Here is a 12,277-nt window from a genome sequence, read left to right on the forward strand (position 1 = left end):
CTTGCCCCTTACTTCTCTTGCCAGCTATAGACGTATTCTTTGTTTTCAACCTTATCGAGCTCGTCAGAAAACTCGAGTGCGTGGCGCGTATCAATCATCACTGCCACCTCATCGGTAAACTTCTTCTTATATTCCTGCCCTGCTTTGAACGCTTTCGGGTGAGGACCGTGGGTAAAACCTGCTGGGTGGAAAGTCACCATACCTGCTTCTATGTTGTCACGGCTGAAGAAATCCCCTGCGTGGTAGAACAAGACTTCGTCATAATCGTCATTGTTATGATAGAACGGCACCTTCAGTGCGCCAGGGTCGCTCTCGATTGGACGTGGCACAAACGTACACACCACAAATCCAGCACCAACAAATGTAGTGTGGGCAGAAGGTGGTAAGTGATAGCGATGCGACATCAAAGGTCGAATATCACGCCAGTTCACTTTCACCACTGCCAAGTCACCGTGCCAGCCAATCGCATCAAGCGGGTTGAATGGGTAAGTAATCACGCTGACTTTGTCATGACGCTTCACATGAACTTGAGTTTGATCTTCTGAGTATTGCGCGCGGAATTCGTCGTTAATGGAAGGCGTTTCCAGAACCGCCGGGTCAAATACAGCATGATTACCCACCATGCCTTTCTCTGGCAAAGAATAAGCGGCATCGGTGTTTTCAATCATCAGAACAAACATTGGCTCACTTGGTTCTAATCGCCAACTGGTTGAGCGTGGAATCATTACGTAATCACCTTCGCTCACTTTGAGATGACCATAGTCGCAGTAAAGATCTGCCGTGCCGTGATGGATGAACAGCAGCTCATCACCATCGGCGTTACGCACCAAGAAGTCCATCTTTTCGTCCATACGCCATACACGGATCTTACAGTTGGCGTTGTGTAGCAGATGCGGCACTGCCCAAGGCGAAGTCTGACTCGCCGTTTCGACTAGGTTGAAATCGAAAGCGCGCGGACGTAAATCGCCTTCCCACTCAGACCAACCTGTCGGTGCGTGTTGATGATGAAAGTGTGCCGCAGGACCGAAGAACCCACTTCGACCTGCTTCACGTTCGTAAATTGCCTCTTCCGGGAAATCAGCATGTGCTTGCTTGGAGCACACTCCCTCCCGATGAGGGAATGTGATCCATTTATGCATCGCTTAGTACTCCTCGGCGGATTTGGTCTTCTTCAATCGATTCAAACAATGCTTTGAAGTTACCTTCGCCAAAGCCCTCGTTGCCTTTACGTTGAATGATTTCAAAGAACACAGGACCAATTACGGTCTGGGTGAAGATTTGTAGCAATATGCCGTCTTTGGTAGGCGCGCCATCAATAAGTACTTGCAGATCGCGCAGTTTGCTTACGTCTTCCCCGTGTCCTTTTACGCGCTCGTCGACTTTCTCGTAGTACGTATCCGGTGTTGGCATAAAGTCCATACCACGATCTCGCAGTGTTTGAACGGTTTGGTAGATGTCATCGGTTGTCATCGCGATGTGCTGAATACCTTCTCCGTTGTATTCACGGATGAACTCTTCAATCTGCGATTTGTCGTCAGAGGACTCATTGATTGGAATGCGGATCTTGCCACACGGTGCGGTCATTGCGCGGCTAACAAGCCCAGTCAGCTTACCTTCAATGTCGAAGTAGCGAATCTCGCGGAAGTTACCAATGCGCTCGTAGAATCCTGACCACACGTCCATGTTGCCTTGCTTCACGTTGTGGGTCAGATGGTCGATTTCGTACATACCAACGTCTGCTTTCGCTAAGCGCTCTTCTGCATCATCGTAGAAACGGAAGTCGACATCATAAATGCTTTGTTTGCCGTAACGGTCAACGAAGTACAGAAGGCTCTCACCAATGCCGTAAATTGCCGGGATGCTCAGCTCCATAGGGCCGATTTCCGTTTTGTACTCTTCACCGCCGTTATCCAGTGCTTGCTTGAGTGCTACGTTGGCGTCTTTCACACGAAATGCCATGCCACAAACTGAAGGACCGTGAACTTTAGCAAAGCCTTCTGCCTGACTGTGTGGCTGGGCGTTAACGATAAAGCTGATGTCACCTTGTCGGTACAGCCAAGCCTCTTTAGAACGGTGTTTTGCGATCTCTGCAAAACCCAACGATACAAACAGCGCTTTCAGTTGTTCAATACCTTCGCTGTCCGCCGCTGTGTATTCCACAAATTCGAATCCATCCGTGCCTAATGGGTTGTAGGTGTCCACCATGACTTTCTCCTTATGTCATTGTTGTGTTTGAACATGCGTTCTCGTTCGATATTTCTAACTTGGCGCAGGAGGAGAAAAATTGGAATACATGAGTGGAAATCTGGCTTTGCGCAGTTTTAAACTTCGATTGTAAAATTTATGTTACAACACATTCAATTAACGCAAACGCTTACCAAAATCATAAGTAAAGTAAGTTATATCAATGCATTATCATATCCAATATCAATTTACACGCCGATCCATGATGTAAACAGTTTGTTACCGCGGTGATTTTTGTGGGCAGTAACGCGCATTTATCATTCAAACAACGTCAAGATAAGGATATTTATATGGAATGACTGACGATAAGTGTTAGTATCATTTTTTAATCACAATACTGGCAATAGTTATGGCACGCCGAACTCACGAAGATACCCAAATCACGATCAACACCATTCTCGATGTCGCAACAGAGCAACTGATTACACTTGGCTACGAGAAAATGTCTTATACGACGTTGAGCGATCAAACGGGGATATCGAGGACGGGAATAAGCCACCATTTTGCTAAGAAGGTCGACATTCCGAGAGCACTACAAGGTAGATTGCTTAAGATGATGATGGATAAGCTCGACCTTTCTAACAATGAAGCTGCGTTTATCGGCAGTTGGAAACATCATTTTGATGATGCTGAGTTTATGGCAATTTGGCGCTTGGCATTGTTGATGACAGTTTGTGAACATCACACTCCCTACCTCTGCGACTTTCAACGTCAGGTAGAGGCTGTTGCTTCCTACAAGTTAAATAAAGACTGTAAACACATTATCGAATGGTTGATAGGATTAACTCTGCTCACTCTTCATAAAGCTCAATAGCAATCACTCTCTCCAAGTAAGAGTGCACATACAAACTTTTTGTTTTGGGCTCAGAAAACAGAGAATGAAAGCAATAAAATTAAAGCGACCGAACCCTTTTCAGAGTTCGGTCTATCCAGAAAGGCAGTGCGAAAGGACATGAATAAACAGAGATTGTATTAACCCACATGTGTGATATTGCTTCAATAAGTGACAAACAAATTACAATCGACTCGACATATATAGTGCTAACTTTTCATCAATTACAAAAATAGCTCGAGCCTGTACATAAATACATCATTGCCATCACGAAACCAGCGGCTTTCCACGCTCACATTAATTCGTAAAAAGCTCATTTCAAATACAGCCCTCTTACCTCTCCCTTGTTCCACTACCACCCACTGTTCATTTCATGTTTTTCGAGGTTTTACTTTCGTGACCGCCACATCAGATCCGGTAATTGACAGGTCAGAAGAATGTCAGGCAGAGGTGTTTTTTGATTCAAGACAGCTTTCACTCGGATTAGCTGTGTAATAAGAGGTGTTCTGTTCCCTTTCGGGCTCGCACTCTATACCGCTGCGGTCTCGACCAAGAAAGAAAGAGACATCCAAATGACACAAATTAATCAAGAACGTCTAGTTGAACATTTCTGCCAACTGGTTCGCATCGACAGCGAATCTATGAATGAAAAACAAATTGCAGAAACTCTGGCTGAGCAACTGGGCGAACTAGGCTTTACTGTTCACAAGCTACCTGTACCAGAACACATTTCTAACGGCTTTAACGTGTACGCACGTCTAGAAGGTAAGAAAGAAGGCTCTATCCTAATGAGCTGCCACATGGATACAGTAACGCCTGGCATCGGCATTGAGCCGATCATCGAAGATGGCATCATTCGCTCTAAAGGCAATACGATCCTAGGTGGTGACGACAAATCAGGCATCGCAGCGATCATGGAAGCGGTTCGCTGCATCCAAGCCGAAAACCTAGAGCACAAAACGTTAGAGCTTGCTTTCACTGTGCATGAAGAAGGCGGTTTGTTCGGCTCTGAGTACTTCGACATGACGCACGTAACGTCTAACGAAGCGATCGTACTGGATACAGGCGGTCCTATCGGCACCATAGTGACTGCGGCACCTGGTCAGCAAAAAATCGTTGCGACAATCAAAGGCCGCCCTGCACACGCGGGTCTAGCACCTGAAGAAGGCATCAGCGCAATCATGGTAGCGGCAGATGCAATCAACCAGATGAAACTGCTTCGTATCGACGAAGAAACCACAGCAAACATCGGTATGGTAAACGGCGGTCAAGCGACAAACATCGTGATGCCAGAACTGAAGATCGTTGCTGAAGCACGCTCTCTAAACGGTGAGAAACTAGAAGCGCAAGTGAACCACATGATCTCTACCTTCGAGTCAGTATGTGAAAAGCACGGCGCAGAAGTTGAAATCGAATCAAGCCGCGCATACGACGCATTTGTTATCGAAGAAGACAATGCTCACGTATCTGCAATCAAAGCGGCATTCGCTGACATGGGCATCGATGCGTTCACAAAAGGCACTGGTGGCGGTAGCGACGCAAACAACTTCAACAAGAAAGGTCTAACAACGGTAAACCTTTCTACTGGTATGGCGAAAGTACACACCACTGAAGAATTCATCGCCGTTGACGACATGGTGAAAATCACTGAGTTCGTTAAGCACTTCCTAGTGAAATAATCTAGAGAATAAAGCGCAACTAACGCTGAATTTGAAACGCTAACGGGGATCCCCTTCTTGTCTTGTGCATGAAGGGGATTTTTTATTTCCGTAGAGTAACGCCCTACTTTTCTTGCCAACCTAAGCCACTGAAAAACGTTTATCCCTCAGAACAATATGGCGTACGCATATATAGAAAACGTCATTTTGTATAGATAGATAAAAGCGAATTTGGACATAAGATACCAATCTAATCTCACCACTGGATCAAAGGTGGAAGCAAAATCACAAGCAGTATTCTTGCTATCTATTTCGATACCGAATCCCATCAGATAATCAAATTCGTAAGCAACTCTCATCAAGATCGCTTATGCAACTCCCCATATCGTGCTGAGTTTCTGGCGGCACACGAATGTCTATTCAATTGGCAAAAGTAGAGTCTAATATGAAGAAAAATACGCTCGCTTGGCTGATCTCCTCTTTCCTAGGAAGCACAGCCACTTTCGCATACGCGAACCACGATCTGACACTGGTCGAAATCGGGAATCAAACCTTTGAACGCATTGAAATGCTCAAGCAATTCGCAGACAAAGGCGAAGGAACGTTTCAACGCGATGGAGAAACCTACCTTGATTTTCAAGGTTATGAATACTGGGTGAACTTCGATGGCTATCCAAAGTTCCCTTTCCTATCTGGTGATCAAGACCAAGCCTACCGTAATGTCGTAGACTTCGTCGGCCCTGATTGGGAATTCATCATGTACAACGGCGGCTTTTACCTGATTCACAAAGAGTTTGGTGTGATGAACCGCGACGACACTGGTTGTTACATTGAATACATTCCTGCTGCGCGCGGCTCTAAAGGTCCACATGGCGAATACATTTGGCAGTCAGAGATGATTCAAAATATCGAAACTTCTGACTGTGGAAACCTGTCCGCACCGAGCATTGATGCCCTTAAGGTTACCAGCGTTTCTGATCAAGGTGTCCAACTAAAATGGGCAGCGCAAAACGCGAATGACAATGTGGTTCTGACATTGACTGAATCAGGCACTGAGCCTACTCGTTATGAATACGTACAATCAGGTTTATTCATCGGCAGCCTGAAGCCAGACACTCGGTACACCGCTGAGCTTTCGTCATGTAATGCGATAGATTGTCTCGAGCCACAAAAGATTGAGTTTACGACCAGTACCGCACGCCTTGGCTACGCGGACGAATTGGCGCTAGTAAATCACTTGATTGGTGATTTGACTGGTTCTATCCATTTTGCTCAAACCCATACCACTACTGGCCCAAATCAAAACGATGTGAACCTGTTCCCTGACTTGGTGATCGACCGTGAAGCCTTGCTCCTATTCACGCCAGAAGACAAAACCGTTCAACAAGTTTGGGTAGAAGTGAGCTTTGAAGGTACTGTCATCACTCGCCTCCCAATGCTGCCACCAAGCGCGCTTGCGGCTTCTGATCAGCCAGATAATGGACGTTCTAAAGTGGTGTTCTCCCATCACGCTTGGTCACTGCCACTGCAATGGGATTGGATGAAGCCAGGCTTATCGCTGCGCTTAACCGATAACACCGATCGCCAAGGAGACTTAGCTGCCAATGAACTTGTCTTTGGTGGCGCACCGGAGCTTATCATTCAAAACATCGACATGGGTATGCTCACCGCACCGCGTGATGGCAATACCATGATCAAAAACATGGCAAAGCTGAGCGCCGATTACTTCCAGAAAATCCCAGCATCTAAACTGGTGATGGCGGATTACACAGCCGCTTACTTCCCGAAAGTAACGCTGCCAAACGGTAAGGTTTACACCACAAGCTCCGATGGTGAAGGTGGCTGGCACGGTGGTGACATGCGTGAAGCCATTGGTAAAGCACTGGTATCTACAGGTGTGAATAATGCGAACGTCGGCATTGTCGATAGTGCTGGCTATTCGCAAGCTTACAATAAACGCTTCAACCACATTACTGCGCACACCAACCGCGGCGTGTACACCAATGGCATTATTGATCATGGCGGCAGTGGCGGCGGTGGCATCGTGACGTTAACAGCGACAACTGGTAACGAATGGTCGCACGAGCTGGGGCATAACTACGGTCTTGGTCACTACCCTTGGTATGCTTCTACGCACGATTTGGAATCTGGCTGGGGTTGGGATGCTCTGCATCGCCGCTTTATTGGTAACTTACACTGGACAGGTGAAGCCACGACTAACGATGTGGGTGGTGAAGTGGTACCACCATTTGCGGGTGAATTCCGCTTTATGCGTGACGCTCAAGCCGGCGGCGAAGCCGCACTATTGGGCACCATTAGTCATTACACGTTAGAGCACCCTTCTCAGTCTCGCCGTGTACAAACTTGGCTCAATAACGGCTTTAACGTTGATTTAAACAGCTCGACTGGCTATGTTCGTTGGAATCAAGAAAGCCAAAGTTACGAAGAAGCACAAAACGACACGCCAGTGCCTAGTAAGGCTGGCGTGCCTGTTGTCACCATCTTGGGCATTTACGATCCGCGTAACGAACTTGCAAGCCAAGTGTACCCGCTAATTTACTCCAACTACGGCAACGTATTTGAGCTGCCTTTTGCACCCGACGTAACTTACCATCCGGAAGGTTGGCAAGCGGTGTCTTCTTTGTCTGACGAGCAAATTCAACAAGATTTGTGGCAGACGATGAAGGTCAACAACCAGCAGGCTCGCATTTGTCAGTTCAGCTACACGGCAAGCAACGGTGAGAGTGCAAACTTCGTCGGTACAGTCAGTGCGGATATGGCTCGTTGTGAAAGCAGCGAAGACATGTACTGGAACATCAATGGTCAACGTGAGCGCATGATTTCTCAAGATCATGACTACTCGCTGCTGTCTAAATACGGTGAAGGAGCTGTGACTTACACGCCGAACACTGAAATTGGCGAAGTGCCACTTTGCGTACTTGATAAATCTGGCACGAGCCATGATGGTGCAGGCTACTTCACCTCTTCCCATTGCCAGCAGTTTAGTGGCGTGAAACACAACAACGGTGCAGATTGGCGTTACGCGCGACATCAAGGTGGAATGTATCAGCCAAGTATGATCTCTCAACGTAGCTGCGCAGTTACGGTGGAGCGCCAAGATGGCTCAGTACAAAACATTGCGGTTGCAAGTAGCCGATTAAACGACTCACAAAGCAATAAGTTCCACTTTAACCTAGAGCAGCTGCCACTGCCGACTCGTGTCACCTTAAGTTGTACTGACGTGAATGGTGAACAAGTGCTCGATAGCTTGATCCCTGATCAAAACCCGGCGATCGATAAGCTTGTTGGTCCTATCTTTGTTGGTCAAGAGCACGGTTACAAGCAATACATTGATGAACAAGTAATGTTTGCCGAAAATGCAGCGTTAAACCGCATCGACTTTGGCTTTGTGGCTGACTTCGACAAGTTCGTAGCAGACAACTATGGAGCGGGTGTGCTGAACAATGGTGAGACAAGCGCAGAACGCCGCGCTGGTGCACTTTACGTGTACCCTAACCCAGCCACCGGCACTCGCGATTACTTCCTAATGCGTGATATCTCTGCGGCGGATTTCCCAACCAACCAAGCAGACAATGAAGGCTGGAAGTACCTAGGTTCAGCGGAAAACCATGTCCAGTTTGGTTTTAACCCACTGAAAGTCGATCGTAGTAACATCGACAATGCACAGCGTGTTGCCAGCTACTTCAATCAACCTCAATTGCTAACTTGGGAACAAGCGAGTTCAACAACATGGGGACAATCTGAGAACGCTATTTTCATTGATACCGATGAAAGTGGTGAGCGCCGTTACTTTATGCAAAAACGTCCGGGAGTGAACGGCGCGTTGCCAGTTCAAAACACCTCTGACGCTGATTGGCGCTTTATTGGTAGCGATACGGATATTGAACAGTACATTGCTGAGCTCAACAGTGACCTAGCTAAGTTTGAAGCCGAAATCTTAAACTGGCACAAGCAAGATCGCATGGGAGTTTGGGGCGAGAACAACAACACGGGAACGATAAACGATATTTACGTGTATCACTTCCGTGGTGGTTATCATTACTACCGCCTCATTGACGGAAAATACTGGTACTTCCCTTGGCCAACAGAGGAAAATCCAAATAACGCTGATTGGCAATATCTCGGTCAGTTCTAACTCGTAAAAATGTTCGTAGCATGATCATTTAACGTTAACGCCCTACCTAAGCTCAGACTTGTGTAGGGCGTCTTTCTATTTTATTGCTGCGGTCTTTTTGGCGTTGCCCTCAAACCGAGTTACACTACGCCCTCTTTTCCTTTTCTAACGCATTCCCATGACTGACGCTGATATCGAGCTGCAACACCTTTGGTTAGAAGTCCAAGCTGAGCGCTGGCAGAACCTGTCACGCTTTTTGTTTAGCTATTACTGCTACAAACACAACCTCGTGAGTAAAACCAATAAAGTGTGTTGGGAAACTGCCCGTGCTTCACTACCTTGTTCTAAGAGAATTACCGAGCGCAAACATGCGGTTATCGAACCATTGATACCGGAAGATACGGTCGTTGGACTATTAAAAACCATCAGTAAAGATGGCGACATGAGCTTTGAAATAATGACGAGCACACTCGACACGTTTTTGCGCTATGTTGTGATCAGTAAACAAGAAAAAGCCCAGCTTAAACCCAACATGCCAGCAAGTTGGTATCAGCAAGAGAGCAAGCCATTAATGGCACGTTTTGAGCTCGCAGGTATTGTCATTTAAGGTACGTCGATGCAATTACAAACCCTAGGTAAAGGACGCTTTGAGGCGCAATGGAGTGAAGATAAACATCTCATCGAAAAAACGATCCGAGATTGCATCTGTACGCGCCGAATTTTTGATGAAAACGAAAAGCTCCTTACCCAAGGTGAGCATGTCGAAAACTTATATCTGGTCGATTCCGGTCGCATTTCCATGGGCGTCACGGCGAGAAACGGCAAAACCTTTCTGCTTGGCACGCTTGAGTGCGAACAACAAGTCTTTGGTGAAATGGAGTTCTTTACCGGCTATCGTTGCCAAATGGATATTATCCCAGTTGAGCCAGTTGAAGTTGCGATTATTGACGCGCAAAAGCTGCAAAAGTGCCTGTTAGAGCAGCCTCGACTGTCGCTTTACTTTGCCAGTGCTATCGCGATTGATTACCAAGATACGGTGGAAATTCTCTCTCGTCGGTTACTCTACCCGATCACCTATAACGTGGCGTACGACATTTATCATCAGTATTTAAATGATCTGCCAGTGGATGGGTTCCAGAAGAACTATTTGGAAGCGGAGCGATTTGCCACCTCTGACCGTGTTTACCGTCGCGCTGTGAAAGAGCTTGAAAACAAGGGTTTTATCGCCAAAGAAAAGAAAGGATTACGTATTCTCGACTTGGACGGACTGCGTAATCTTGTTGAAGAATAGTTTAATTCTTCACTTATAAACGAGAAAAGGTCTGCATGGCGCAGACCTTTTTAGTTCGCTCGCTTTCATTAAGCGGTTTGTATTTGGTTAGCTGTCTTCAGCTTCATAGACGCGAGCAGCATAACGACGACCACTGCGTAGATAACAGGAATAGCGTACATCACGGTTTGCAGACCAACCACGCTTTCCATTACCGAACTGATGGCTGGGCTAAACATCGCACCTGCACTACCGCTGATTAAGATGTAAGACACGTTCTTACTGGTTGCATTACGCACAAAGGATACACCATAAGCGATGAAAGCATTGTAAAGCGCAGCACAAGCAAAGCCGTAACCGTAAGTCAGGTATGACAGCCATTCAAGTTTATCCGTGGTGACGATAACACTGGTGATCACCATAGCAACAGAGATGATAGTCAGTAGGAAAGTTTGAATCTTCATGCGCGAAACAATCACGGTAGAAACCAATGCACCGACCAGAGCTGCAGACCAGTATTGAGTGATGATGTTGCCCGCTTGCTCAAATGGGATATCAAACTTCTCTTTCACGAACATTGGTGCCCAAGTTAAGAAGGTGTAAAGCGCCAGCATACCTAGGAACAAACCTACGCCACCGCTGATGATGCCGAAGTTCCATTCAGATTTTGCTTCTTGCTCAGAGCCGCTTTCACCACCGCATTGGTTAAAGTTAGTCAGCAAAGCAACAAACATGGTTGCCAACGCCACAACGCCCACGCTTAGGTAACTGATGCTCCAGTTCATTGCGTTAGTTAGCGCGTAAGTGGTGATCAATGGGAAGACGACGCCAGCAATGTTAAAGGTCGCGTCTTGAACCACCAGCATGGTGCTTTGAATTTTGTCTTTCCACACCGATACCACGATAGTACCCGCAATACAAAGACCGACACCGCCGCAGAAACCAATCACAGTCATGCCAAGCATCACTATAAACAGAGATGGTGCGACGTATAGACTCAGTGCAGCGGCGGCAATCGCGCCGTAACACAATACGGTCATGCGTTTGATGCCGACTTTTTCAATCAAAAAGAAAGCCGCGATAGTACCAGCAAGTGCGCCGCCGTTTAACAGCGAGAAAATCGATGCGACTTCGTTAACGTTCGCATCAAAGGTATTGGCTAGCGGTTCAACCAACATACCAAATTGGGTCGCAAAACCCGCCATAATGAAGTTAGCGAGAAAGCTAATTGCGGTGAGTGTTATTTTATTTTTCATAATTCACTCCAAAGGCTCATGAGATAGATGTTCTTAGTATTAGAGAGAGCCAGCGAGCCAGCTCTCAAAGATAACTTAATTGTAGGGTTAAGCTTTAATCGCAGTTTCTAGCGCAATTTCAATCATGTTGTTGAAAGAAAGCTGACGCTCTTCTGCTGTGGTTTCTTCGCCAGTAATGCAGTGATCAGACACGGTCAAAATCGCCAGCGATTCAATGCCGAATTGGTGTGCTAAGCCGTACAAGCCCGCCACCTCCATATCCACACCAAGCACGCCAAAGCGCTCTAGGGCTGGGATCATGTCTTCATCCGGATCGTAGTAAAGATCGCCAGTGAAAATGTTACCCACTTTGACATCAATGCCCTTCTCTTTCGCAGACATGTAAGCATTGTGCAGCAGTTCAAACGTTGCAGACGTTGCCATGTGGTAGCCACTGCTGCGCTTAGCATTCGTCGGTGAATCGGTGCCTGCTGCTTGGGCTAGAATAACGTCACGCATGTGAACGTCTTTTTGCGTCGCGCCGATGCTGCCGATTCGGATGATGCGTTTCACACCAAAGTCATTAATCAGCTCGTGACCGTAAAGCACCATTGATGGAATACCCATGCCGTGCCCCATCACTGAAATACGCTGGCCTTTGTAGTAACCGGTGTAACCCAGCATGTTACGAATGTCCGTAACCAGTTTGGCGTCATCTAGGTAGGTTTCAGCGATGTATTTCGCGCGTAGCGGATCACCCGGCATGATAACAGTTGAAGCAAAATCTTCTGCAGAACCTGCGATATGAGCAGTCATAATGTTTTCCTCGTTTGTTCTGATGGCGCAATCATAATGAGGAAGCAGGACAAAGTTTCAGGACAAAAGTCCGGTTTGAAAGTACGA

The 12,277-nt window shown here is 46.8% G+C and carries 9 protein-coding genes; 5 read left to right on the forward strand and 4 right to left on the reverse strand.

Annotated elements, in window-relative coordinates; genetic code table 11:
• Window positions 1-8: 8 nt before the first annotated feature.
• Window positions 9-1,139 (reverse strand): homogentisate 1,2-dioxygenase, encoded by a 1,131-nt coding sequence (locus KHO06_RS10250; protein ID WP_212581505.1) that lies wholly within the window; start codon window positions 1,137-1,139, stop codon window positions 9-11.
• On the reverse strand, window positions 1,132-2,205 hold the full coding sequence (hppD, locus tag KHO06_RS10255; protein ID WP_005427851.1) for a 4-hydroxyphenylpyruvate dioxygenase: 1,074 nt from the start codon (window positions 2,203-2,205) through the stop codon (window positions 1,132-1,134). Before hppD ends, KHO06_RS10250 begins: the two co-directional genes overlap by 8 nt.
• Before the next feature lie 388 nt (window positions 2,206-2,593).
• Between hppD and KHO06_RS10260 the strand changes: the two genes are divergently transcribed.
• From KHO06_RS10260 to KHO06_RS10280, 5 genes are all read left to right on the forward strand, one after another.
• Window positions 2,594-3,058 carry a TetR family transcriptional regulator gene (locus KHO06_RS10260; protein ID WP_005427911.1) on the forward strand — a complete coding sequence of 155 codons (465 nt, stop codon included), beginning with the start codon at window positions 2,594-2,596 and terminating at the stop codon, window positions 3,056-3,058.
• Window positions 3,059-3,648: 590 nt separating this feature from the next.
• Window positions 3,649-4,755, forward strand: coding sequence for a M20/M25/M40 family metallo-hydrolase (locus KHO06_RS10265; RefSeq protein WP_005445476.1), 1,107 nt, complete (start codon window positions 3,649-3,651; stop codon window positions 4,753-4,755).
• Window positions 4,756-5,179: 424 nt separating this feature from the next.
• Window positions 5,180-8,890: a M66 family metalloprotease gene (locus KHO06_RS10270; RefSeq protein WP_212581506.1), complete on the forward strand. Its 3,711-nt coding sequence runs from the start codon at window positions 5,180-5,182 to the stop codon at window positions 8,888-8,890.
• A gap of 157 nt (window positions 8,891-9,047) precedes the next feature.
• Window positions 9,048-9,476, forward strand: coding sequence for a hypothetical protein (locus KHO06_RS10275; protein ID WP_212581507.1), 429 nt, complete (start codon window positions 9,048-9,050; stop codon window positions 9,474-9,476).
• Between the two features lie 9 nt (window positions 9,477-9,485).
• Window positions 9,486-10,160: a Crp/Fnr family transcriptional regulator gene (locus KHO06_RS10280; protein WP_212581508.1), complete on the forward strand. Its 675-nt coding sequence runs from the start codon at window positions 9,486-9,488 to the stop codon at window positions 10,158-10,160.
• A gap of 68 nt (window positions 10,161-10,228) precedes the next feature.
• Here KHO06_RS10280 and tsgA read toward each other — a convergent pair whose 3' ends face one another.
• Window positions 10,229-11,395, reverse strand: coding sequence for an MFS transporter TsgA (tsgA, locus tag KHO06_RS10285; RefSeq protein ID WP_038890380.1), 1,167 nt, complete (start codon window positions 11,393-11,395; stop codon window positions 10,229-10,231).
• Between the two features lie 87 nt (window positions 11,396-11,482).
• The gene (deoD, locus tag KHO06_RS10290) at window positions 11,483-12,190 is read right to left on the reverse strand and encodes a purine-nucleoside phosphorylase (RefSeq protein WP_005439921.1); all 708 of its coding nucleotides are present in this window, start codon (window positions 12,188-12,190) and stop codon (window positions 11,483-11,485) included.
• Window positions 12,191-12,277 lie beyond the last annotated feature (87 nt).

The organism is Vibrio sp. B1FIG11 (genome assembly GCF_905175335.1).
Classification (GTDB): Bacteria; Pseudomonadota; Gammaproteobacteria; order Enterobacterales; family Vibrionaceae; genus Vibrio; species Vibrio campbellii.

Coding starts and splice junctions, on each gene's coding strand:
- KHO06_RS10250 (WP_212581505.1), bottom strand. CDS start 1,139: ATGCATAAATGGATCACATTCCCTCATCGGGAGGGAGTGTGCTCCAAG.
- hppD (WP_005427851.1), bottom strand. CDS start 2,205: ATGGTGGACACCTACAACCCATTAGGCACGGATGGATTCGAATTTGTG.
- KHO06_RS10260 (WP_005427911.1), top strand. CDS start 2,594: ATGGCACGCCGAACTCACGAAGATACCCAAATCACGATCAACACCATT.
- KHO06_RS10265 (WP_005445476.1), top strand. CDS start 3,649: ATGACACAAATTAATCAAGAACGTCTAGTTGAACATTTCTGCCAACTG.
- KHO06_RS10270 (WP_212581506.1), top strand. CDS start 5,180: ATGAAGAAAAATACGCTCGCTTGGCTGATCTCCTCTTTCCTAGGAAGC.
- KHO06_RS10275 (WP_212581507.1), top strand. CDS start 9,048: ATGACTGACGCTGATATCGAGCTGCAACACCTTTGGTTAGAAGTCCAA.
- KHO06_RS10280 (WP_212581508.1), top strand. CDS start 9,486: ATGCAATTACAAACCCTAGGTAAAGGACGCTTTGAGGCGCAATGGAGT.
- tsgA (WP_038890380.1), bottom strand. CDS start 11,395: ATGAAAAATAAAATAACACTCACCGCAATTAGCTTTCTCGCTAACTTC.
- deoD (WP_005439921.1), bottom strand. CDS start 12,190: ATGACTGCTCATATCGCAGGTTCTGCAGAAGATTTTGCTTCAACTGTT.